Annotated in this window: 21 protein-coding genes; 7 read left to right on the top strand and 14 right to left on the bottom strand. The window is 63.3% G+C overall.

The genetic code is table 11. The features are described from left to right. Nucleotides 1-25 precede the first annotated feature (25 nt). The 3 genes from GNH96_RS09675 (at nt 26) to GNH96_RS09665 (ending at nt 3,141) form a co-directional block, all read left to right on the top strand. Nucleotides 26-1,510: a lipopolysaccharide biosynthesis protein gene (locus GNH96_RS09675; RefSeq protein WP_169603480.1), complete on the top strand. Its 1,485-nt coding sequence runs from the start codon at nt 26-28 to the stop codon at nt 1,508-1,510. Nucleotides 1,511-1,858: 348 nt separating this feature from the next. Further along, nucleotides 1,859-2,287 (top strand): universal stress protein, encoded by a 429-nt coding sequence (locus GNH96_RS09670; protein WP_169603479.1) that lies wholly within the window; start codon nt 1,859-1,861, stop codon nt 2,285-2,287. Next, entirely contained in the window at nt 2,284-3,141 is an 858-nt protein-coding gene (locus tag GNH96_RS09665) for a c-type cytochrome (protein ID WP_228719800.1), read from the top strand. The genes GNH96_RS09670 and GNH96_RS09665 overlap by 4 nt, the downstream gene beginning before the upstream one ends. Here the strand turns inward: GNH96_RS09665 and GNH96_RS09660 are convergent. From GNH96_RS09660 to GNH96_RS09645, 4 genes are all read right to left on the bottom strand, one after another. After that, nucleotides 3,128-3,316, bottom strand: coding sequence for a hypothetical protein (locus GNH96_RS09660; protein ID WP_169603478.1), 189 nt, complete (start codon nt 3,314-3,316; stop codon nt 3,128-3,130). The genes GNH96_RS09665 and GNH96_RS09660 overlap by 14 nt on opposite strands. 101 nt (nt 3,317-3,417) lie before the next feature. After that, nucleotides 3,418-4,434: a site-specific integrase gene (locus tag GNH96_RS09655; RefSeq protein WP_228719799.1), complete on the bottom strand. Its 1,017-nt coding sequence runs from the start codon at nt 4,432-4,434 to the stop codon at nt 3,418-3,420. A 253-nt stretch (nt 4,435-4,687) separates the two neighbouring features. Beyond that, nucleotides 4,688-6,052 carry a DNA repair protein RadA gene (gene radA, locus GNH96_RS09650; RefSeq protein ID WP_169604667.1) on the bottom strand — a complete coding sequence of 455 codons (1,365 nt, stop codon included), beginning with the start codon at nt 6,050-6,052 and terminating at the stop codon, nt 4,688-4,690. A 5-nt stretch (nt 6,053-6,057) separates the two neighbouring features. Next, nucleotides 6,058-6,801 (bottom strand): class I SAM-dependent methyltransferase, encoded by a 744-nt coding sequence (locus tag GNH96_RS09645; RefSeq protein WP_169603477.1) that lies wholly within the window; start codon nt 6,799-6,801, stop codon nt 6,058-6,060. A 107-nt stretch (nt 6,802-6,908) separates the two neighbouring features. Here GNH96_RS09645 and htpX point away from each other — a divergent pair, with 107 nt between their 5' ends. Continuing rightward, a complete protein-coding gene (htpX, locus tag GNH96_RS09640; RefSeq protein WP_169604666.1) occupies nt 6,909-7,793 on the top strand; it encodes a protease HtpX in 885 nt (294 codons plus the stop codon). 137 nt (nt 7,794-7,930) lie between these two features. Here htpX and GNH96_RS09635 read toward each other — a convergent pair whose 3' ends face one another. The 6 genes from GNH96_RS09635 to modA (GNH96_RS09610) form a co-directional block, all read right to left on the bottom strand. Further along, a complete protein-coding gene (locus GNH96_RS09635) occupies nt 7,931-8,734 on the bottom strand; it encodes a sulfite exporter TauE/SafE family protein (RefSeq protein WP_169603476.1) in 804 nt (267 codons plus the stop codon). A gap of 95 nt (nt 8,735-8,829) precedes the next feature. Continuing rightward, the gene (locus GNH96_RS09630) at nt 8,830-9,258 is read right to left on the bottom strand and encodes a TOBE domain-containing protein (RefSeq protein WP_169603475.1); all 429 of its coding nucleotides are present in this window, start codon (nt 9,256-9,258) and stop codon (nt 8,830-8,832) included. A 128-nt stretch (nt 9,259-9,386) separates the two neighbouring features. Next, nucleotides 9,387-10,457 carry a molybdenum ABC transporter ATP-binding protein gene (modC, locus tag GNH96_RS09625; RefSeq protein WP_169603474.1) on the bottom strand — a complete coding sequence of 357 codons (1,071 nt, stop codon included), beginning with the start codon at nt 10,455-10,457 and terminating at the stop codon, nt 9,387-9,389. Nucleotide 10,458: 1 nt separating this feature from the next. Continuing rightward, the gene (modB, locus tag GNH96_RS09620; protein ID WP_169603473.1) at nt 10,459-11,136 is read right to left on the bottom strand and encodes a molybdate ABC transporter permease subunit; all 678 of its coding nucleotides are present in this window, start codon (nt 11,134-11,136) and stop codon (nt 10,459-10,461) included. A 13-nt stretch (nt 11,137-11,149) separates the two neighbouring features. Then, nucleotides 11,150-11,920 carry a molybdate ABC transporter substrate-binding protein gene (gene modA, locus GNH96_RS09615; protein ID WP_169603472.1) on the bottom strand — a complete coding sequence of 257 codons (771 nt, stop codon included), beginning with the start codon at nt 11,918-11,920 and terminating at the stop codon, nt 11,150-11,152. A gap of 29 nt (nt 11,921-11,949) precedes the next feature. Beyond that, a complete protein-coding gene (gene modA / locus GNH96_RS09610; RefSeq protein ID WP_169603471.1) occupies nt 11,950-12,699 on the bottom strand; it encodes a molybdate ABC transporter substrate-binding protein in 750 nt (249 codons plus the stop codon). Nucleotides 12,700-13,027: 328 nt separating this feature from the next. Here modA (GNH96_RS09610) and GNH96_RS09605 point away from each other — a divergent pair, with 328 nt between their 5' ends. The 3 genes from GNH96_RS09605 to GNH96_RS09595 all read left to right on the top strand — a co-directional run bounded on the left by GNH96_RS09605 (nt 13,028) and on the right by GNH96_RS09595 (nt 18,289). Next, nucleotides 13,028-14,758, top strand: coding sequence for an OprO/OprP family phosphate-selective porin (locus GNH96_RS09605; protein WP_228719798.1), 1,731 nt, complete (start codon nt 13,028-13,030; stop codon nt 14,756-14,758). Between the two features lie 464 nt (nt 14,759-15,222). Beyond that, nucleotides 15,223-16,761 carry a hypothetical protein gene (locus GNH96_RS09600; protein WP_169603470.1) on the top strand — a complete coding sequence of 513 codons (1,539 nt, stop codon included), beginning with the start codon at nt 15,223-15,225 and terminating at the stop codon, nt 16,759-16,761. Nucleotides 16,762-16,795: 34 nt separating this feature from the next. Further along, entirely contained in the window at nt 16,796-18,289 is a 1,494-nt protein-coding gene (locus tag GNH96_RS09595) for a PKD domain-containing protein (RefSeq protein WP_169603469.1), read from the top strand. A gap of 18 nt (nt 18,290-18,307) precedes the next feature. Here GNH96_RS09595 and GNH96_RS09590 read toward each other — a convergent pair whose 3' ends face one another. The 4 genes from GNH96_RS09590 to GNH96_RS09575 all read right to left on the bottom strand — a co-directional run bounded on the left by GNH96_RS09590 (nt 18,308) and on the right by GNH96_RS09575 (nt 21,982). After that, on the bottom strand, nt 18,308-18,757 hold the full coding sequence (locus GNH96_RS09590) for a winged helix-turn-helix domain-containing protein (protein WP_223163403.1): 450 nt from the start codon (nt 18,755-18,757) through the stop codon (nt 18,308-18,310). A 486-nt stretch (nt 18,758-19,243) separates the two neighbouring features. Further along, nucleotides 19,244-19,822 (bottom strand): recombinase family protein, encoded by a 579-nt coding sequence (locus tag GNH96_RS09585; protein WP_169603468.1) that lies wholly within the window; start codon nt 19,820-19,822, stop codon nt 19,244-19,246. Nucleotides 19,823-20,538: 716 nt separating this feature from the next. Next, nucleotides 20,539-21,744: an AAA family ATPase gene (locus tag GNH96_RS09580; protein ID WP_223163402.1), complete on the bottom strand. Its 1,206-nt coding sequence runs from the start codon at nt 21,742-21,744 to the stop codon at nt 20,539-20,541. Beyond that, on the bottom strand, nt 21,725-21,982 hold the full coding sequence (locus GNH96_RS09575; protein ID WP_169603467.1) for a hypothetical protein: 258 nt from the start codon (nt 21,980-21,982) through the stop codon (nt 21,725-21,727). Before GNH96_RS09575 ends, GNH96_RS09580 begins: the two co-directional genes overlap by 20 nt. Between the last annotated feature and the right edge of the window lie 21 nt (nt 21,983-22,003).

Below are 22,003 nucleotides of genomic sequence, written 5' to 3'. Positions count from 1 at the left end.
CGCTTTGCATCGCATTCCCCCGATCATGAATCCGCTCAAGAAGCTGGCCGGCCAGACCGCGATATACGGCCTCAGCACCATCATCGGCAGGCTGCTCAATTATTTCCTGGTTCCGCTGTACACCTACCAGTTCGCCAATCCCGGTGAGTTCGGCGTGATGACGGAGTTCTATGCCTATACGTCGTTTCTCAATGTCGTTCTGACCTACGGCATGGAAACCGCACTGTTCAATTTTTCCGCGAAATCCAACGATGGGGTGACAGTGTACAGCACTGCACTGCTGTCTCTGGTGCTGTCGACGGCGTTGTACCTCACGGCGGTGTTGTGGCAGGCCGACAGTCTCGCCGACCTGCTTCAACATCCGGACCGCGCCGATTACGTGCGCTGGGTCGCCTGGATCATCGCCCTCGACGCGCTCGCCGCCATCCCGTTCGCCAAGCTGAGGGAACAGCAGAAAGCGAAGCGTTTCGCGGTGCTCAAGACCACGAATATCCTCGTCAACATCGCCGCCAATGTCTTTTTCATCGGCTTGTGCAAAGGGGCGTACGACAGCGGAACCGCCGGTTCGCTGGCCTGGGCGGGCCGACTCTACGATCCCGAGATCGGCATCGGCTACGTGTTCATTGCCAACCTCATCGCCAGCGGCCTGACCCTCGCGCTGCTGCTGCCCGAGTTGGCCGCCGTAAAGCTTCGCTTCGATGTCGCGCTGTGGCGACGGATGCTGGCCTATGCCCTGCCGCTGCTGGTCGCCGGGCTCGCCGGCATGGTCAACGAAACCATGGACCGCATCCTCCTGAAGTATCTGCTGCCGGCGGACGTCGCGATGGAACAGCTCGGCATCTATGGTGCCTGCTACAAGATCGCGATCCTCATGAGCCTGTTCATCCAGGCCTTCCGCTATGCCGCCGAGCCGTTCTTCTTCTCGCACTACCGGCAGAAGGAAGCGAAGGAACTCTATGCCCTGGTCATGAACTGGTTCGTCATGGCCTGCTCCCTGATCTTTCTGGGCGTGATGCTGAACCTCGGCTGGATCCAATATTTCGTGGGCGCCAGATACCGCGCCGGCATCGACGTGGTCCCGATCCTGCTGATGGCCAACCTCTGGTTGGGGATCTTCTTCAACTTCTCCCTCTGGTACAAGCTGACCGAGCAGACGCGCTTTGGCACCTACCTGACCGTCTGGGGCGCAGTGGTCACGCTGGCGCTCAACATCTACTGGATACCGCGGCTCGGCTACCGGGGCGCCGCCTGGGCGACGCTCGCCTGCTACGGCAGCATGGCCCTGCTGTCCTACGTCCTGGGCCAGCGCTTCTACCCGGTGCGCTACGATTTGAAGCGAATCCTCGGTTACCCCACGCTCGCCGTGGGCATCTGGCGGCTCACCGAACGCCTGCCTCCCCTGCCGTTCTGGGCCGAAGTCACCTTCAACAACAGCCTTTTGCTCCTCGTCCTCGCCCTGGCGGTCGTGCTGGAACGACACCGTCACGGTGACCCGGCCCCCGTCCGTTGACCCACCCCGCGGCCGCTCGCCATCTCCGAGCATTGGCATCGATCATGCTTATCATCTGCTGACGCACGACCGGCGGTGGTACCCCCGCCCGCACCATGCGTCCATCATCTCCCATCTTCAGGACACGGTTTCCTGGCATTCCGGATCTCATGGAATGTTCGGCCATGGATGGCGCATTTTTGGGCGTATCCGCGATGAGTCGCGGGCTGAAACCAGTTCCCGCAGAGGCATCCCTGGGCAAATCGGCTGGCGGCGGACGCTCCGATTTACACCGCCACCCCTCCCGCCCAATAATGTTCACGGCCCGCAACGGGCCGACCACGACCATCCATCGAACAGGCGGACCCCATGAAGCTGCTGGTTGCAATCGATTTCTCCGATCTCACCGACAAGGTACTCGCACAGGCCAAACTCCTGGCCAGAGCGCTATCCGCCGAGATCTGGCTGCTGCACGTCGCCGAACCCGAGCCGGATTTCGTCGGCTACGACGCCGATCCTCTGGTCATGCGTGACTTGACCGCCGAAACCTACAAGATCTGGCACCGGCGGATTCAGGAAGCCGCCGAGGCATTGCGCGCGGAAGGACTGAACTGCACTGGCCTGATGGTCCAGGGACCGACGGTGGACACGATTCTCAAGGAAGCCGAGCGGCTGCAGGCCGACATGATCGTGCTCGGTTCCCATAGCAAGGGCCTGCTCGCCCGGCTCGTCGTCGGAAGCACTTGCGAAGGCGTCCTGCGCGGGACTTCGGTGCCCGTCCTCATGGTACCCGTATGAGAGCATCGGCCCTCTTGGGTCTCGACCTCATCGGGCCGCCGCCCTCGTTGGCGGGCATGCTCCGCGCCGCTGTTCTGGCGGCGCTTCCGGTCTTGGCCATCCCCGCACAAGCTGTCGAATTACCTCCGCCGGACAGGCTGGGGTCCGAAACCGGTATACCCGCACAGATCGTGGAGGTGGTCGAGCCGCACGCCTCCAGCCCTGGACACGAACGCCGGATCGGCTACCGGGGATTCGCGATGGTCGGACTATTGAATCGGCTATATGGGGAACGCTGGAAAGCGCCGGGCACGGAGATCGTATTTTTCGCCCGGGACGGCTACCGCTCGAGCACCGATTCTGCCCGGTTCCTTGCCGGCACCGCGTGGCTCGCTTTCGGCCGTGCCGACGACAAGCCCTTCACGGTCGACAATCCGAGCCAGCACCAGCGCGACATACCCCTCGGACCGTACTACCTGATCTGGGACAACCTGCACGATCCCGTTGCTCGGGCCGAAGGCGCATATGGCTGGCCCTACCAGGTAGTCAGGATCGATCTGGCCATGCCGGCAGACTATGCCGCGGCGCAGCCGCGGGACGCCGAAGGTTTCGGCCAGGTAAAGAAATATTGCCTCACCTGCCATCAGGTCGCGGGCATGGGCGGCGAGAAATGGCGCGGCGACCTACGCCAACTGTCCCGCCCCCTCAGCGACGGCGAGCTGAAAACCTGGATCATCGAACCCCAGAAAATGCGCCCCGCCACCACCATGCCACCGCTGGACACGCGGTTGCCGGACGTCGAACGCAACCGCATCGCCGACGCCATCATCCGCTACCTGCGGGCAGCGCCGGCAACGGACATCACGAGACCATGAATCCGATGTCGGCGGCCGGAAACCTAGCCAGATTCGGAAACATCGCGGCCCGTTCGGCATCCGAGGCGCCGAACCGGCGGTCCAACGTCGCTCCGAACGGGAAGATGACCATCTTCGGAATCCAAACCCCGCGGTCGTTCGCCTCGTCCGGACCGGCCAAGGAGAAGGCAGGCATTGCTCCGTAGCTTCCCCTTGCACCGCGCCGCCCAGCACCAAGTGGCGGCTGCCCCAGACATGGTCGCTATCGAAGATCGAGAACGATCGTTCCGGTCCCGGCTACTTTACCGGGGAAACCGGGGGGGCGCCATGCTCGATGCCATAGTCGAGCCTGGCGAGCTCGGCCAGGAGCACGTCCGGGTGGGTTTCCCAGAGGGGCTTCACAGAACCGCATCCTGCGCCGCGCCCGGTCAGTCCCAGCAAGGCCTGGATATAAAACTCGGCAACGCCAGCCCTCCTCAGATACGCCTGGAACGTGGCGCGGAAGACATCCGAGCGGCGCCCTTCCCGCTTCAAGCCGAGCATGTTCAAGTGCCGGTTGAGCCACATCCCGAAGTTCTGGCCTTTGCTGCCCAAGCGCGGGATGTTCAGCCCCGGCCAGAGCGTGTCGCGGCCCCGGAGGTGTTCCGCATGTTCCAGTAACCCCAAGGCGATCAGCCGGGGGTGGACCGGTACCAGGCGCAGTTTGCGCATGCCGGACAGCCGGGCGTTGGCGGCGACCAGCCGGAAGGCGGGGATACCGCCCGGAAGCCGCACGATGTCTCCGGGAGTGAGCTGGCAGATTTCGCCGATACGGGCGCCGGTGTAGAGCTGGATCAGGGGAATCCAGTACTTGTAGGCAGTGTCGACGCCGGTCCGGGCCGCTTCGGATTCGAAGAAGGTTTTCAGCTGCTCTGGGCTGAACGGTTTGTCGGCGCTTTGCTGGCGCAGTTCCGCCACGACGCTTTCGTCCGGAAGCCGGCAGCCATTGCAGGGATTGCGCTCGAGACCGTAGTGGGGGTCCGCGATGGCCCAGTTGAACAGCGCCGACAGCGAACCAAGATGGCCGTTGACCGTGGAGGCGGACAAGGCATACCGGTTGCGCAGAGCGCTCAACAGAGCGCGGATGTCGTCGGGCCGGTACCCGCCGATCGGACGATCGCCGAGGATTTCGGCGCAGCGGTACAAATGGCTTTCCGCCTGCCGCAACCGTTCGTAACGCACCTTGGTATGCCGGGCGCGAACGTAATCCCGAATGACCTGCGATAACACGTGGTCGGTGCTCGGCCGCAACGCCTGGCCGTATCTTCTGGTCACGGCGTTGAACGGCTGCGATGTGGCTTTGGCTATGGCTCTTTTCACTGTTCCGGGATTGGACAACCAATAAGGATTCAGGGATTCTGAACGAATGCGCCGGCGCGTTCTTGGACAAAAGCGCACTCGGAACAGGATAATTGCGCACTTTGGGGGATGAGAGGCGGACTGTGCTGCCCAGCCCGAGTCGCTTGTGACCTCGCCGCTGCCGGTACCACCCTTCGGTGCATGCGTCACGCCGGCGAGAACCGAGCCGTCAGAGCGCGTTGATCGCTTCGCGCAGATTTTTCGCTGGCATCACAGACAGGCCGGCGACGCCCTGCTTCGGCGCGTTCTTGGCCGGCACCAGGGCGTGCTTGAAGCCGTGCTTGGCGGCTTCGCGCAGTCTCTCTTCGCCGTGGGGCACGGGGCGGATTTCGCCATTGAGGCCGAGCTCGCCGAAGATGACCCAGTCGCCGGGCACGGGGCGGTCACGGAAACTGGAGACCACGGCGCAGGCCACGGCGAGGTCGCCGGCAGTCTCGGTGAGGCGGACCCCGCCGACCAGGTTGACGAACACGTCCTGGGCCGCGACCGGCACGCCGCCGTGGCGGTGCAGCACCGCCAGCAGCATCGCCAGCCGGTTCATCTCCATGCCCACCACCAGCCGCCGCGGGGCCTGGAGATGGGATTCGTCGACCAGGGCCTGGACTTCGACCAGCAAGGGCCGGCTGCCCTCGCGGGTCACGGTGACGATGCTGCCCGGCATGTCCTCGTCGCCCCGCGACAGGAAGATGGCCGAAGGGTTGCGGACTTCCTTGAGGCCGGTCTCGGTCATCGCGAACACGCCGAGTTCGTTGACCGCACCGAAGCGGTTCTTGAACGAGCGCACCACCCGGTAGCGGCTGGAGGCATCCCCCTCGAAATACAGCACGGTGTCGACCATGTGTTCCAGCACCCGGGGGCCGGCCAGCGCGCCCTCCTTGGTGACGTGGCCCACCAGGAACACGGTGGTCGAACTCTGCTTGGCATGGCGCACCAGTTGCGCCGCGCATTCCCGCACCTGCCCCACCGAACCGGGCGCCGATTGCAGGGCCTCGCTGTACACGGTCTGGATCGAATCGACCACCAGCACTTCCGGCTTGTGTTGATTCGCGGTGCCGAGGATGCGTTCCAGCGAGGTCTCGGCCAATGCCTGAATATCGTGGCCATCAAGGCCTAGACGATGTGCCCTGAGGCTGACCTGGCTGAGCGACTCCTCGCCGGTCACGTACAGCGTGCGGGCGCTCTTGCCCAGAAAAGCCAGAGTCTGCAGCAACAGGGTGGATTTGCCGATACCGGGATCGCCGCCGAGCAGGATCGCCGAGCCCGGCACCACCCCGCCGCCGAGCACCCGGTCGAGTTCGGCCAGGCCGCTGCCGAGGCGCGCCAGTGCCTCCAGGGATACCTCGGCCAGGGCGACCGGGACGCTCGCCTCGGCGACGCCGGCATAGCCGACCTGGCGCCGGCTGGGCGCGGGCGCTTCGACCTCCTCGACCAGGGTATTCCACAAACCACAGCCACCGCACTGGCCTCCCCATTTGGGCTGCGCCTGGCCGCACTCGGTGCAGCGGTAGACGACCCGGCCGGATTTGGAGCGAATCGCGCTCAGGGCTTGACTCCGCTCACGAGCGCGTTCACCTCGTTCCGATAATGCACGGTGACGGCTTGGTATCCGATTTGCGCCATGTGCTCCAGAGCCGGGGCCAGCCGCATCACTCGGTCTGGCGATTCGTCGCTGAACAGATGGACGATCCAGTGTTCCAGCAGGTCGAGCCGATCCAGCTCGCGGAACGTCTTGAAATACTGTTTCACCTCCTCCTGGATCAGCCGGGTATGCTCCAGGGTGTCGTCCAGTCCGTAGCGGTCACCGTTTACGAACAGCCCGCCGGGCTTGAGCACCCGGAAGATTTCCCGCATCACCTCGCTGCGGTAGCCATACATGAAGTTGTGCAGGGTGAAGGCGGAAGCGACGGCGTCGACGCTGTCATCGTCCTGGGCACGGAGAAACGACAGGGCATCGTTCTGGATGAGCCGCAAGCGCCCCGCCTCGATCCAGGGCGCAAGATTCGCTCTAGCCTGGACCAGCATGGCGGGCTCTGAATCAATGGCGGTCAGCGGCGCCTCGCCCAGCGCTGCGAGCAAGGCGGCAGTGGTCACCCCGGTACCGCAACCCAGCTCCAGCACCCTATTCGGGCCAGCCCGCCCCTGCACCCAGTCGGCAAGGAACTCGCCGACGCGCCGGCTCATGTCCGCAGCGGCGGGGCAGATCAATTTGAGCTTTTCGTATTCTTCGGCCATCAGGCCGGAGAACAGCCTCTCGGCGGTGTGTGAATTCGGAATCGCGTTCATGGAAGGGGAGTTACCGTGTCGTCGAAGGAAAATCGGGCGGCGCTTGATTTTTCACCCGGACGCCGCAGATTATGGTAGCACTCAAACCAACCACGGGTATTGCCGCCATGCGCATCCTCTTGTTCCTGCTGACCAACGCCGCCGTGCTGGTGCTGATCAGCATCGTTTTCAACGTGCTCGGTCTCGGCCAGTTGCTGGCCCAGCAGGGCGTCGACCTCGACCTCAACAGCCTGCTGGTGTTCTCCGCCGTCATAGGCATGAGCGGTTCCTTCATCTCGCTGCTGATGTCCAAGTGGATGGCCAAGCAGTCCATGGGCGTCTTCGTCATCGCACGACCGTCCAACAACACCGAGAGCTGGTTGGTCGACACCGTCGCCCGCCAAGCCCGGCAGCTCGGGCTCGGCATGCCGGAAGTCGGCATTTTCGAATCGCCGGAACCGAACGCCTTCGCCACCGGCGCCAGCAAGAACAGCTCGCTGGTCGCGGTCAGCACCGGCCTGTTGCAGAACATGAACCCGGACGAAGTCGAAGCCGTGCTCGGCCATGAAATGAGCCACGTCGCCAACGGCGACATGGTCACCATGGGTCTCTTGCAAGGCGTGGTCAACACCTTCGTGTACTTCTTCGCCACCATTGCCGGCCATCTGGTCGATCGGGTGCTGTTCCGCTCCGACGACGACCGCGGCGGTTACGGCCCGGCCTATTACATCACCCAGATGATCGCGCAGATCGTACTGTCGATCCTGGCCACCATGGTCGTGATGTGGTTCTCGCGCTGGCGCGAATTCCGTGCCGATGCCGGCGGTGCCAGCCTGGCCGGCCGCGACAAGATGATCGACGCCCTGCGGGCGCTCCAGCGGGCTCAGGAACCGCATGACCTGCCCGGCCAGCTCGCCGCCTTCGGCATCAGCGGTGGCGGCGGCCTGAGCCGGCTGTTCATGAGCCATCCGCCGCTGGAAGAACGCATCGCCGCGCTGCAGAACCTGCGCTGATCGGGGCGTCCCCTCGGACCTCGAGCCCCTCTCCTTCCGGGAGGGGGTGAGGGGAAACCATTCTCGCCCCCGTCCAGCCGAGCGGCTGTCGACGCGAGACCGGCAGACGGCTCGGTCGCGGCGATCTGCCGTTGCCTTCAGCCGTGGCGCCAGACCTTGATGGCCGATATCGCCAAAATCGCCGCCAACACGGGCCGCAGCCAAGCCGTAGGAACCACGCCGAGCAGCAGACCGCCCAGCCAGACCCCGGCGAGCGAGCCAAACGCCATGACGGCGATGAAGCGGCGCTGCGCGCCGATCACCGCGAAGCTCCGGTCCCGGCTGTAGCGGGCGAAGCTCGTCACCATGGTCGGCAGGCTCACGGCGAGGGATAGGCTGCCCGCCAACTTGAGATCCAGGCCGAACAGCAGAACGATGGTGGGGATGAGCAGTTCGCCCCCGGCGACGCCCAAGACTGCCGCGACCACCCCGATACCGACGCCGGCGAGCGCACCGGTAAAGGCCAAGGCCAAGCCTTCGAACGACGGGGAAAACCCGCCCTCGACGCCATGCCCCACCAGTAAGACAGCGGCGATACCTGCCAATAGCACCGCGATCACCCGATACAAGGTCCGGGATGGGAGCCGGGTCGCCCTGCCGGCGCCAAACCAGGCGCCGGCCAAGCTTCCCGACAGCAGGGTGAGAACGACGTCCCAATGGGACATGATGTGCGAAAACGGCACGCTGCCGGTGCGGAACGGCAAGGCGGCAGCCACCACGATGAGGCTCATCGCCTTGTTCAGGATGACCGCCTCCAACGCGCCGAAGCCGAAAAGACCGATCAGCAAAGGAAGCCGGAACTCCGCTCCGCCGAGGCCGATCAGCCCGCCCAGGATTCCGATGGCGGCACCGCTGCCGAAGACGGCGAACGGCGAACGGACTTCACAGGATTGGGAAAGCATATTCTGATGCTCCTGGGCTTCGTGCCTCAGCCCAGGCTACATTGGATTGGGAAGTTCGCTCCGGCTCGGGCATGCGGCCGGGCGGACGATGGGACTCAGCCAGCCACGCCGAGAATGACCGACCCGGCCTTGAATACCGCCGTGGCGGCCTGGCCTTCCGCCAGCCCAAGCGCTTCGAGGCTGTCGTTGGTGATCGTCGCGGCCACGGTCTCGCCGCCGCCCAGATCGATGATGACATCCGAATTCACCGCCCCCTTGTGGATACGGCTCACCTTGCCGCTCAGCTGGTTGCGCGCGGACAGGCGGTAGCCGGCAGTGTCCGTGACGACGATGACCTGAGGCGCCTTGACCAGCGCCACGGCGTCGCCGCCGACTTTGACGCCGAGCTTCTCCACCGATTCCTTGGTGATCGCCGCAACGATGCTCTGCCCTCCCTTAAGTCCCACGGCCACTTCCGCGTTGACCGCGCCGACATTGACGGAGGTGATCCTGCCGAAATACTGATTACGTGCACTCGTTTTCATGACTCGACTCCTTTGCTTCGTTAGCCGCCAGAACATGTAGTATCACGGAAGTGGCGGCAACCTCCGTCACAGCGGGCAGGAACGATGCCGCAGTCTCTCGGATGCGGCTCGCCCCGTACCGCCCCGGCTCATTCCATCAAGGCGACGGACTTCACCTGAACCCATACCTCCAATCCTCGGACGATGCCGAGCGCCGAGGCGGAACGCTTCGTCAACCGGGCAAGCAAAGGCGATGCTCCCACCCGAACCCGCACCAGCGCCAAGCCCGGATGGTCCTCGTCCTCGATCGCATCCACCCGTCCCCGCAGCAGGTTGAGCACACTGGTTTCCTCCTGCCGCTGCCGGGCCAGGCTGACATCGCGGGCCAGCACCCGCACCCTGATCTTGCGCCCCACCGGAATACCCCGATCCCTGGTCCATAAACTCCCCCCTGGAAAATCAACGCGCGCCAGATGCCAGGACTCGTCCCTCTCCCCCACCACGGCATCCAGCACGGCCCCGGCATCCTCGCCGAGCCGAATGGGCAGATCGAGCCGCGCGAGGGTTTCTTTCAGCGGACCGGCGGCGATCACCCGCCCCTCCTCCATCGCAACGAGGTGATCCGCCAGCCGGGCCACCTCATCGGGAGAATGACTCACGTACATTACCGGAATGTCCAGCTCGTCATGCAGGCGTTCCAGATAGGGCAGGATTTCCTGCTTGCGCTTGAGATCGAGTGCGGCAAGCGGCTCGTCCATGAGCAGGATGCGCGGACCTACGGCGAGCGCACGGGCGATGGCGACACGCTGACGCTCTCCGCCGGACAGCCGGTCCGGCTTGCGGTCGAGGAGATGCCCGATCCCCAAGAGCTCCACGGCCTGATCCAGGCGCACCCTCTGCTGCCCGGACACCCGTTTCATACCGAAGCGCAGATTGCCGAGGACCGTCAGATGGGGAAACAGGCTGGCCTCCTGAAAAACGTAGCCCAGCGGCCGCCTGTGGGTGGGAACCCAGGTATTTTCGTCCTGCCAGACTTCGCCGTTGAACGCAAGGTGGCCTGGGGAGGCGCGTTCGAGTCCCGCGATGCAGCGCAGGAGCGTGGTCTTTCCGGAACCGGAAGGGCCGAACAAGGCCATCACTCCCCGTCCGGGCAGGGCCAGGTCGACGTCGAGCCGGAAACCCGGCCAGTCGACCTGGAAACGGGCGCGAATCTCCCCCATCTCACGCCTTCTTGGGGCTGGGCCGCCAGGCATAGAGCCCCAGCAGAACCAGAAACGAAAACACCAGCATCACCGCCGCCAGCCGATGGGCCTGGGCGTACTCCAACGCTTCCACATGGTCGTAAATCTGGACCGAGGCCACCCGCGTCACGCCCGGTATGTTGCCGCCTATCATAAGCACGACGCCGAATTCCCCCACGGTATGCGCGAACGTCAAAATGCCGGCGGTGAGGAAACCCGGCAGCGCCAACGGCAGAGCCACGCTGAAGAACGCATCCAGCGGCGTGGCGCGCAGCGTCGCAGCCACTTCCAGCGGCCGGTCGCCGATCGCCTCGAAGGCGTTCTGCACCGGCTGCACCATGAAAGGCAATGAATAGAACACCGAGGCCAGCACCAGTCCCCGGAACGTGAACGGCAGCGGGCCGATGCCCAGCTCGCTCGTCAGGTAACCTACCGGCCCGTAAGGCCCCATGGCAAGCAGGAGGTAGAATCCCAGCACCGATGGCGGCAGCACCAGGGGCAAAGCCACCACGGCGCCGATCGGCCCTTTCCATTTCGATCGTGTACGTGCCAGCCACCAGGCGATGGGCGTCCCGACGAGGAGCAGGATCACGGTGACGATGCTCGCCAGCCTGACGGTGAGCCAGATCGCCTGAAGATCGCTGTCGGACAGCAGCATCCTGGCGACCCTGCTATTTTTTCAACTTCTCGCCCGGCAGTACGAAACCGTACCGCGTCATCACGGCGCGAGCGGGCTTGCTGCCCATGTAGTCGGCGAAACGTTTGGCCAACGGATTGCTCTCCGCCCGCTTGGTGATGATGAAACCCTGTTCGAGAGGCTCGTGCAGGGAATCCGGGATCAGCCAGTAGCCTCCCTTGCTCGCCAGCTCCGGATTCAGCGCCAGAGACAGTGCGATGACGCCGATCTGGGCGTTACCGGTCTGTACGAACTGCGCCGTGGCCGCGATATTCTCGCCGTACACCAGCTTCGGTTCCACCTTGTCCCACACGCCCGCGGCGCGCAATGCCTCCTCGGCGCGCTTGCCGTAAGGCGCATGCTTGGGGTTGGCGATGGCGATGCGGGTGATCTTGGGATCGGCAAGATTGTCCAGATTCATCTTGGCGGCATCGACGGTCGCACTCCACAGCACGATGCGGCCGAAAGCGTAAGGTTTGACTTCCGAGGCGGCCAGGCCTTTTTTCACCAGTTCATGGGGGAAACCGATGTCGGCGGAAAAATAGAGGTCGTAGGGCGCCCGTTCCTGAATCTGGGTGTGGAATTTGCCGGAGGAGCCATAGATCACCTCCACCTCCTCGCCGGCATGGGATTTCTTGAACGTGGCGACGATCTCATCCATTGCGAATTTGAGATCGGCCGCGGCGGCGACGGTGATCTTCCCGGCATGGGCGGCGCTTGCCGAAAGCAGGAAGCATGCGGCCAGCAGTGATTTGATGAAATTCATTGTATTTTTTCCTTATTTTGGATTCAGGATCAAAGTTCGTAACCGTATGTGCGAATGATCTCCTTGGCCGCGTCGCTCTTCAAAAAGGCTAACAGCGCTGCAGCGGCTTCGTTGTCCTTGCCTTTGACGAGCTGCACCGCCTCCTGCCTGAGCCGCGGATAAAGCTCGGCCGGAATCAGCCAATGCGAGCCCGGCGCGAAACGGCCGTCCTGATAAATCTGGGACAAAGCGACGAAGCCAAGGTCCGCGTTGCCGCTGGCGGTAAACTGGTAGGCTTGAGTGACACTCTCTCCCAGAACGAACTTCGGTTCGAGCGCCGACGCCACACCCAGCTTGTTCATGACATCCATCGCCGCCGCGCCGTAGACGGCCATCTTCGGGTTCGCCAGCGCCAGATGCCGAAACGCCCCGCGTTTGAGCACCTCCCCCTTGTCGTCGACGACGCCGGCCTTGGCGCTCCACAGCACGAGCCTGCCGACGGCATAGGGAAAACGGCTTCCGGGAATGGCTAGACCCTCCGCCTCCAGACGAGCGGGTGTTTCGGCATCGGAGGAAATCAGCACTTCGAAAGGTGCGCCGTTCTTGATCTGCGAGTAAAACTTGCCGACCGTCCCATAAGCGAGAGTGGCCTTATGGCCGGTCTCCCGCCCGAATGCCGAAGCGATCTTTTCCATGGGGCCGGTGAAGTTCGCAGCCACCGCCACCTTCACTTCCGCGCCAAAGGCAAGTCCGGAAATCAGCGCATAGGCAAACAAACCAAGAAATTTCAGGGCATTCATCAGATGTCTCCAAATCAGCTAGCGAGGGCAAGCCGGCGCGCCCTTCCGTCAAGTCCGGTCGATGGCCCAATCGATAGGTTCAGTAAAATATATCGGAAGATCGGTCTGCGAGCCGTTGCAAGACAGCATAAAGTACCGGCGAGTACCGATTAACCACACGAATTGTAAATGATCCATTGATCGGACACGAGCGGGCTGCATCGGGTATCCCTTTGCATCATAACCGCGATGACTTCTCGCCATCATGCCGCAACCCGGCGGTTGTCGCGTCGTCCTGCGTTATATTTTTCACGATATTCTGCCACACCCGACAACGGAGAACCTTGTCATGAGATTGCGAAAATTGCCCCCTCTGATGATCGCAGCCGGTCCGGTGCTGTTGAATGCGCCAGAGACATTCTCGATGACCATGGAGGAGCGTATGCAGGCCATGGAACAGCGCATGCTTCAGTTGGAAAGCAAGCTGGAAAAATCCGAGCAGGAAAACGCCGATCTGAAACAGCAGCTGGCCGCGACCCAGAAAGTGGTCGCCGCAACCGCAGCGGCGGCATCCAAACCGGCCAAAGCACAAAATGGCCAGGCCGAAAAGGCCGCCCAGGCCGGAGCCGTCAAGGAATTGGAAAGCTGGGTCGGCAGTTTCCAGCAATGGCCCACCGAAGGCTTCGATCCCAACAAGGTCACCGAGCTGCATGAGCGGCTCACCACCTTGGAAAAAACCACCGAAGCCCAGAAAGTGGCCGCGGAGGAGAAAGCCAAGAAGAGCACCCTCACGGAGATAGGCGACCGCGGCATCGCCTGGTCTTCCGCCGACGGCAACTACAAACTCGCCCTGCGCGGCTACCTGCAGGCCGACTTCCGCACCTTCTTCGACGGCTCCACCAAGACCAAGAATCCGGGCTCGAATCTCACCGACTCGGCGCTGATTCGGCGCGCCCGCCTGACTCTGGAGGGCCAGTTATTCAAATGGGCCGACTGGCGGGTATCTCCGGACTTCGCCAATAGCCAAGTGCAGTTGTTCGACGCCTTCATCGACGCCCATTACATCCCCGAAGCCGCCCTGCAGGTGGGAAAGATGCGCGTGCCCATGAGCCTGGAGCGCTACAAGACCGCGACCAACCTGGATTTCGTGGAGCGCGGCTACCCGGCCCAGATCGCGCCCAACCGCGACGTCGGCGCCATGCTGCACGGTCAGATCGGTTATCCTGGCTACAAGCCGCAATACTCGATCCAGCCGGTGTTCCGGGACTGGATTTCCTACGAGTTCGGCTGGTTCAACGGTACCGGCGACAACACGCCGGTCGGCCAAAGCGACGTGGAAGTCGACCAGGAAAAGGACCTCGCCGCCCGCGTCTTCTCCCATCCCTTCCTCAAGAGCGGCATCGAACCCCTGGAGGGCTTAGGGATCGGCGTTGCCGGCACTTGGGGCAACCCGATCAACCAGACGCTCAACAAGCTGATCAGCGTCGGCCAGCAAACCATCTTCAACTACGGCGGCAGCGGCACCAATACCTCTTCGGTCCTCGCCAACGGCAACGCCTACCGCTACTACCCTCAGGCCTACTGGTACTACGGACCGTTCGGCCTGCTGGGAGAATACCTGTGGACCAACCACGCGGTGCTGGCCACCAGCACTTCCGGCAACAAGTCCACGAGTTACGAGACCAGCATGAACAACCGAGCCTGGAACCTGGAGGCCAGCTATGTGCTCACCGGCGAGCGGGACGGCTTCTTCGGGATCAAGCCTCAAAACAACTTCGATCCGCTCGCCGGCAACTGGGGCGCCTTCGTGCTCGCCGGCCGCTGGACCGGCCTCACGCTGGACGCTCACGCTTTCGAACCGTTCAAAGGCGCGAATGGCAAAAACGCAACGCTTGCCAACCCTCTCACCTCAGTCTCCGGCGCCAACACTTTTACCGCGGCCCTCAACTGGTATCTCAACCCGTTCATGAAGGTACAGACCGACTACAGCAACACCTGGTTCACGGGCGGTGGCGGAACCAAGGACGAGAACCGGCGACAAGAACAAGCCTGGTTCACCCGCTTTCAGATCGCCTATTAGGTACTCAGTCCTCAGGGATTTTCGCAATGCCTCGTCCTTTCGAACCGCCACCCACCTGTTGGCGGTCGCGGCAGAGCGATAATGCAATCATTATATTTCACAAACGTTAACACTCTCCGGACATCGGGACGAAACTGGCTCAGTCACCGCAGAACCGGCGGGGCCCCTCAGCTCCGCGTTAAACCGGCCAGTCCAGGCGGCGTTCCGCCCTTCAGCCGGCTTCAAGCCCCGCGGCAGGACAGGACGCCCACATCAATCGACAGGCTCCGCTGCCCCGAAAGTGAGGCGTTTCGCCGTTGCGGAGCGCGTTCTCCGCATTTGACATCGTTATGTCCAGTTAGCTATAACGAAACCACGCCCTCGCATGCTGACTCGAACCCGTTCCTCCCTCGAGGATGACCCGGGCGGGGAAGAGCCTTGGCTCGGCGGACCGTTAACCTGAACAACTCCAACGGAGACGAGAGATGAAGCTTCGCGTGATCGATGCCGCCCTGATGTCCGGCGGCCTATGCATTTTCAGCGGCGCTGCGCCGGCCCTTCAGCCCAGCGACACGCCGGACATCACCCTTCGCATCGCGGGATCGACCATTCAGGACAACAACTTCAAAAAGGTGCTGGACGACCTTTGCAAATCGGGAACCCTCGACACCTACAAAGACGCCGACGCCACCGGCAAGGGCACTTACTACAAGGCATTCTTCTGTCAGATCGATTCCAGCAAAGTCCCCGGGCTCAATCTCAAGGATCCCAAGCTGCTGCTGCTAAAACGCAACCGCAGCGGCGCCATCACCGGCATCTATCCGTTACTGGAGCCCGACAAGACCATCAATTTCATGGGTATCAACAACTCGCCGGGGGGTGAAGCCCAGTGCACATCGGCCGGCTCGCAAAGCTGGACCTGCCGTACCGACCGTCCGGGAGACGTGTTCAAGGCCCTGCCCGACATGGGGGTTTCGGACATCGACCCGCAGATTTTCCGCGACATCAATTTCAACGCAAAGATCGACGACACTTCGTTCAACCAGCCCACGCCGGCAGAAGTCGCCGCGACCCTGACCGTCAAGAATGCCGGAGCGGTACTGCAAAACACCCCGGTCAGCAAGAATCTCCGTGACGCTCTGCAGGAAGCTCAGGTGGCGCAAGGCAAACTCGACCCGCAGTGCCTGACCGACGCCAGCCTGCGGGAAACGGAAAGCTGCATGCCGTCACTGAGCAAGGGCTTCCTGACCAGCCTGTTTGCAGGCCATATCGGGAAATGGAGCGACGTGAAGGTTGAATTTACCGCTTCCGGCTCATCCAGCGCGACCTCCAAGGCGCTGACGGACTTCAACAGCGGGTCCTTCAGCACGCCTTTGGTCCATATCTGCCGCCGCAACAAAGGCGCCAGCACCCAGGCGGCCATCAACGCTTATTTCCTCAACACCCCCTGCGCCGCAACCGGTTCAGTGCCGGTGGAAGTCAGCAATCCGGTCGCCGGCCCCGTGGTCGTGGCCCCCACCCAGGTCACCATGGAGGAATATTGCCTGGCGGACTTCAATGACGGCACCAACAACGGCACCTATAATCCCAATGCCGCCAAGGCCTGGGCCATCGGCATGCTGACCACCGAACGCAACGGCAATCTGGCCCTCGGCTACCGCTACATCAAGATCGACGGGGCAGCCCCGACGGTGGAGGAAGTCGCCGCGGGCCACTACCAGTATTTCTCGGAAGCGGCGTATGTCTGGCGGCGAAGCGCCCCCGCTCCCACCGGCGATACCCTGACCCTGATCCAAAAGATCGCCACAGACGCCACGACGCCGAGCATGTTCGGCCAGTTGAATACCGCCATCGCCCAACCCTGGGGCAGGGGATCGTTCATCGCCGTGGCAGCGCAAGGCTATTCGGTGACGCATCCCTTCGATCCGAACAATCCGGTCACCGCCTACACCCACGCCCCCACGGGCAGCCTGGACAACTGCACCTATCCCCAGGTTGCCGAAGGGCAGACCCCAAACCTCTGAACGGCCAATGGGCAACTCACGCGGGATAGCCATCATGACCAGATTCATCACCCTAGGCCTCTGGCTGCTTGCCTTCGGGGCCGGCCATGCCTTTGCACTCACCAGCAACGGCGGCAATGGCGCGCCTTCCTCCCTGTTCATCGCGGTGTTCGATCCGGATAGTCGCAAGTCCTATTACCGGGACCTGGGCACGACGATGGACTCATTTCTTCAACATCCGTCCGCCAGCGCCGACCTGGCATCGGATGGGAGTTTTGCTGCTTTTCTAGGCAAACCCAACCTCGTATACAACGTCGCGGCGTTCCACGCGCTCAAGCCGGACCAAAGCAACATCGCCAGTTGGGGATACCTCCTGACCTCTGCCGAGGGACGGGGAATCTTCGGCCACAGCTTGGTGGCGGTAGATGCGGTGAGACAGCGCATGCTGATTTACGCCAGCTATCTCACCGGTTCCAGCGGCGTATTCGGCGTCGGGGATGGCGGCTACTTCGACGGCGACCACTGGGGGCCGAGTCTCAATGGGGAGTTGGGCGGCAGCAGCGTCGGCCAGATCGGCCAGCCCTTGCCGTTCTATTTCGTCAGCAACTCGACGGGAGATTCGGCCGGCGGCATCGTCCGGGCGCTCGGCGCCTGGACCTTGGGTGGCGATGGCAAGCTGAACTTTTCCGCCCAGGCCAGCGCCAACCAGCCGCCGGTCGCGGATGCCGGCAGCACCCGGACAGTCGACCAGGGAACCGTAGTGACGCTGGACGGCAGCGCCAGCCATGATCCCGACAACGGCCCCGATCCCCTGTCCTACGCCTGGAGCCAGACCGCCGGGCCGTTCGCGGCCTTGAGCGGAGACACCACGGCCAAACCGAGTTTCACCGCCGCAAAGGCCGGCACCTACGGCTTCCGGCTCACCGTGGGCGATGGTGAAGCGTCGGCCACGGCTGCCGTGACCGTGGCGGTAGGCGCAGTCAATCAGCCTCCGGTTGCCCATGCGGGAGCGCCCCAAACAGCGGTCGTGGGAAACCTCGTGACTCTCGACGGGACTGCCAGTAGCGATCCCGATCAAGGTCCCTCGCCCTTGGCATACCAATGGACCCAGGTATCCGGCCCGGTCGCGGTTGCCCTGGCCGGGGATACGACGGCCAAGGCCAGCTTCACGCCATCCCAGGAAGGTATCTACGGATTCGAACTCACCGTGAGTGACGGTGCCGCCTTCTCGACCGCGGCTACCCAGGTGGAAGTCAGCGCAGCGAAGCTCATTACGCTGGCAGCCCCCAGTCAATGGAAGGTCAAGGTCAAGCAGCAGATCGGCTGGGATCCCGGCACCATCAAAGGCAGCCGCCAAGTGAAGATCCAATTCGCCAAGGACGGGGCGAATTTCAAGACGATCGGAACCGCGGCAGTCAAGAAACGGAGTTTCAACTGGAAGCCGACCCGGAAGCAGATCACCAGCCAGGGCGCTCTCCGGATATGCGTCAAACCGACCGCACAGTCGCCCCTCGTGTGCGACGTCCTATCGGTGGTGGTGGAACCCTGAGCCGACATCCCGCCGCCGTCAGGAATCCGGAGTGGGAACCTCCGTGGATTCGCCGATCGGCGGCGTCGTGGCCATGCAAGGACGAAACAGCCGCAGATAGGTATCGGCGACCTGCTGGAGCGCGCCCTGGACCTCGCGATAGCGCTCCAGCACCTCCTTGCCGAAAGGCGTCAGGTGGGCGCCTCCACCGTGCCGCCCGCCGCGGGAGGCATCCACCACCGGTTCCCGGAAGGAACGGTTCATGGTGTCGACCAGCAGCCAAGCGCGCCGGTAGCTCATGTCCATGCTGCGCCCCGCAGCCGAAATCGACCCCGTCTGTTCGATCGCCTCCAGCAACTCCGCCTTGCCGGGGCCGAAGGCGATTTCGGTACCATAAAGCAGACGCAGGGTTAGTTTGAACTTCGGCTCGGTGAAACAACGCGGCGGATGCGCTGTTTTCTTGGAGCGCCGCTTACGCGGCGCCTGCATCTCTTCAACCGGAGAATCGGTACCGGATTGCAGCCTCGGCCGGTTGGGGCCTGGCTCGGGAAATCGGGGTTTCTCGGACGGCATTCGCAACTCTTTGGGAGACGGCGGTCGAGCGACTAATCACAGAGGGCCAATCGTAACGGTTCTACAGTCTCCACGATATCACCCTGAGCCACACGGGCCTGCCGGCAAGACGCGCTACTGCTGCTTTGGCCTCTCCTTCGCGCGCCCATGCCGCAGCGCGATCTTTTCGCCATCGGTGAAAGCCTTTGCTAATTCTAGCGCGGAAAACTGTCAGGAGGATCCCCCACTGGAACGCAACCCCACTCAATCCAGGCACATCAAACTGTGCCGGATGGGTTGAAATAGAGGATAACTATTTGATCTGATTGGTGGGCGGTGCAGACACTTAACAGCTCATCTACACCAATGATTTACTTGAACTTTTACGCTCGGCGCATTCATCGAATACCATCATAAACACCATCAAACACCAGAAGCGCTCCTATCTCCCAAGTAGCGGTACAGCGTAGCCTCCCCAATCCCAACCGCCCTTGCCGTCGTCCGCTTGCTGGCCCCGGACGCCAAAAGCGCGTCGATCTTCGCGCACAGCTCCGGGGTCAGCTTGGCCGGCGCCCCGAACTTCCGACCCCGCGCCCGTGCCGCCGCCACGCCTTCGCGCCGCCGCTCGTTGATCAGCTCCCGCTCGAACTGCCCGAACGCGGCTAGCATGCTCAGCATCAGGTTCTTGAACGGGTCATCGTCGGACCCTGAAAAGGTGAGGTTCTCCTTCAGAAACCGGACCGTCACGCCCTTGCCCGTGATCTCCCGGACCAAGCCCAACAGCTCCGCCGTGTTCCGCGCCAGCCGGTCCAGTGAATGACAGACCAGCGTATCCCCGGCCCGCACGTAGGCCAGGCATTCCGCCAGCACGGGCCGGGCCGTGACCGTCTTCGCGCTCGCCTTTTCCTCAAAGACCCGATCCAGCGCCACGCCCGCCAATTGCCGGTCCGTGTTCTGTCCGACCGAACTTACCCGGATGTAACCCACGACCTGGTGTTTCATGATGACGACCTCCCAAAAATGACGAATGGAACACGATCAGAAGTCTATCATAAGTCTTAAAAGCGTTTCCATCTGTCTATCAAAAGTCGAAAAATAAACTTTTGATCGACGGTGAAATGCGGCTTCCAGGCCGGTCTATCACGTCTATCATGTGTATACAAAATGATAGACTCGGGAAAGGATCGGAGAAGGCCTCGAGAACCAGCCCACCGCCTGGTGACCGGCCAAGGCACGGCCTCCGGATCAGGAACCGGCGAGGCCTTCGGATCAGGCAAGGCCTCGAGGTTCGGCCCACCGCCGGGTGATCGGCCAAGGCGAGGCCTCGAGGACCGGCAAGGCCTCGAGGTTCGGCAAGGCCTCGAGAACCAGCCCACCGCCGGGTGATCGGCCAAGGCGAGGCCTCGAGAACCAGCCCACCGCCGGGTGATCGGCCAAGGCTGGAGGTCCAGCCCAGCGCCGGCCCGCATCACGTCACGGCCACCGCCGGATGATTGGAAGGTTTGAGGTGTGGCGCCTTATCGGTAAAATGAAATCACGCCACTCGCAGGGCGGGTACTGCGAGGAAGGCCTGGATGTCGGCGAAGGACTTCGGCGAGAGTACGCCACTCGCGGGGCGAGTACTGCGAGGAGGTAGGAGGATTCATACTTGTCCATCCATACCATACTTGTCCATCCATTTTGATGGACAAGTATGGAGTTCTTGGCCAACTATGGGGCTACGGAAGACCCCAAAAGGAGGTGGAGTCCTTTCCGAAGCCGACCCGGCGGGGCGTGATCCCTAGCCGATTTTGTGCCCGTCGCACTGTCCGCCAGGCCATTCCAGCTTCCAGCGCCTGCCGCTGAACTTCCGTGGCCGAAACAGGCCCCGCCGCCAACAACTCCTGAAGAAACGCGCAGGCTTCGTCCAAGGCCGACATGGCTTCCGGATCACACGAAGCCTCCGCCCGCGCCAGCAGCGCCCTTGCCGAACCGGCTACCGCCGTGCCCCAGTCGACTCGGGTCGCCGTCACGCCTGGGTGATCGGCCAGCGCATCGAGGACCAGCTCGTAGATAAAGCCGCCCTCGTCCGGCCCAAGGTTCGACTTCACCCGCGCCAGGCAGCGGCCGCCGCCGTCCTCCTCCGAGCGCTTGAAGGCCGCGAACACGATCCGGGCCAGCGCCCCGAACGCCAGCGAGCCGGTCACCCGCTCCAGCGGATCACGGCCCGCCGAGCCCTTGGAGAAGTGCGAGATGCCCAGCAAGGCGCAATCCAGCCGCTCGGCCAGCGTCACCAGCGGGGCCAGCCCGCGCCGCACCTCGGCGTTTTTGTGGCTGTCCGCCGCCACCGCCGACACGATGGGGTCGACCAGCAGCAACCGCACCTCGCCAACCTCCCGCGCCGCACGCAGCAGGGCGGGCATGTCGCGGGAGGGATCGAACGGACGCCGCCCGTCTTCGGCCTGCACGTCGGTGATGAAGAAGCAGCGTTTCGGATCCGCCCCGCAGGATAGAAGGCGCGGCATCAGGGTATCCCTCACGTCGTCCTCGCCGGACCAGATCAGCACGTTGCCCGGCGCCGCCGGCGTGCCGTCCGGCCAGCGTCCGCCCGCCGTCAGCGTCGCCGCCAGGGAAAGCGCCAGACTGGTCTTGCCCGTGCCGGGCTGCCCGGCGATGACGTGCAGCTTGCCTTTCGCCAGCCAGCCCGGCCACAGCCAGCGGACCGGCTCAGGCTGCACGCTGGCGCCCTGCAACAGGTTCACCCCCAGCGTCACCCGGCCACACTGCGCCACCGAAGAAGCCGAAGGCCTCGGCGGCACGGGTGAAGCCGAAGCCGCCACCGGCGAAGCCGAAGGCCTCGGCGCCTCCCGCGCCCGCGCCGCCATCTCGGCCACCCGCAGCGCGAGGTTTCCCACCGCCACCGGCCTATCGTTGCGCCGGGTCATGCGCCGTCTCCTCGGTCTGGGTGCGTAGCATGTGCATGGCCATGTCCAGCACCTCGGCTACTTCCATCACCGATTGCTCCAGCCCCCAGCAGAATGCCTCGTATTCATCATCGGTAAGACCGGGGTCTTCGCTCCGGTTCATGCGGAGCAGCACCAGACCCGCCGCCACCGATCGGGCCGCCATGCCTGCCGTTTGCAGCGCCCCGTTCATCCGCTCAACCGCGTTCGCGTCTCTCATAACCCACCTCCCGCCAGCCAC

Origin of the sequence: Methylococcus geothermalis, from assembly GCF_012769535.1 — a bacterium.
Taxonomy (GTDB): domain Bacteria; phylum Pseudomonadota; class Gammaproteobacteria; order Methylococcales; family Methylococcaceae; genus Methylococcus; species Methylococcus geothermalis.
Note: the sequence above shows the minus strand (reverse complement) of the source record. Positions and strands in the feature narration are given on the sequence as shown.

Coding starts and splice junctions, on each gene's coding strand:
- GNH96_RS09675 (WP_169603480.1), top strand. CDS start 26: ATGAATCCGCTCAAGAAGCTGGCCGGCCAGACCGCGATATACGGCCTC.
- GNH96_RS09670 (WP_169603479.1), top strand. CDS start 1,859: ATGAAGCTGCTGGTTGCAATCGATTTCTCCGATCTCACCGACAAGGTA.
- GNH96_RS09665 (WP_228719800.1), top strand. CDS start 2,284: ATGAGAGCATCGGCCCTCTTGGGTCTCGACCTCATCGGGCCGCCGCCC.
- GNH96_RS09660 (WP_169603478.1), bottom strand. CDS start 3,316: ATGCCTGCCTTCTCCTTGGCCGGTCCGGACGAGGCGAACGACCGCGGG.
- GNH96_RS09645 (WP_169603477.1), bottom strand. CDS start 6,801: ATGAACGCGATTCCGAATTCACACACCGCCGAGAGGCTGTTCTCCGGC.
- htpX (WP_169604666.1), top strand. CDS start 6,909: ATGCGCATCCTCTTGTTCCTGCTGACCAACGCCGCCGTGCTGGTGCTG.
- GNH96_RS09635 (WP_169603476.1), bottom strand. CDS start 8,734: ATGCTTTCCCAATCCTGTGAAGTCCGTTCGCCGTTCGCCGTCTTCGGC.
- GNH96_RS09630 (WP_169603475.1), bottom strand. CDS start 9,258: ATGAAAACGAGTGCACGTAATCAGTATTTCGGCAGGATCACCTCCGTC.
- modC (WP_169603474.1), bottom strand. CDS start 10,457: ATGGGGGAGATTCGCGCCCGTTTCCAGGTCGACTGGCCGGGTTTCCGG.
- modB (WP_169603473.1), bottom strand. CDS start 11,136: ATGCTGCTGTCCGACAGCGATCTTCAGGCGATCTGGCTCACCGTCAGG.
- modA (WP_169603472.1), bottom strand. CDS start 11,920: ATGAATTTCATCAAATCACTGCTGGCCGCATGCTTCCTGCTTTCGGCA.
- modA (WP_169603471.1), bottom strand. CDS start 12,699: ATGAATGCCCTGAAATTTCTTGGTTTGTTTGCCTATGCGCTGATTTCC.
- GNH96_RS09605 (WP_228719798.1), top strand. CDS start 13,028: ATGAGATTGCGAAAATTGCCCCCTCTGATGATCGCAGCCGGTCCGGTG.
- GNH96_RS09600 (WP_169603470.1), top strand. CDS start 15,223: ATGAAGCTTCGCGTGATCGATGCCGCCCTGATGTCCGGCGGCCTATGC.
- GNH96_RS09595 (WP_169603469.1), top strand. CDS start 16,796: ATGACCAGATTCATCACCCTAGGCCTCTGGCTGCTTGCCTTCGGGGCC.
- GNH96_RS09590 (WP_223163403.1), bottom strand. CDS start 18,757: ATGCAGGCGCCGCGTAAGCGGCGCTCCAAGAAAACAGCGCATCCGCCG.
- GNH96_RS09585 (WP_169603468.1), bottom strand. CDS start 19,822: ATGAAACACCAGGTCGTGGGTTACATCCGGGTAAGTTCGGTCGGACAG.
- GNH96_RS09580 (WP_223163402.1), bottom strand. CDS start 21,744: ATGACCCGGCGCAACGATAGGCCGGTGGCGGTGGGAAACCTCGCGCTG.
- GNH96_RS09575 (WP_169603467.1), bottom strand. CDS start 21,982: ATGAGAGACGCGAACGCGGTTGAGCGGATGAACGGGGCGCTGCAAACG.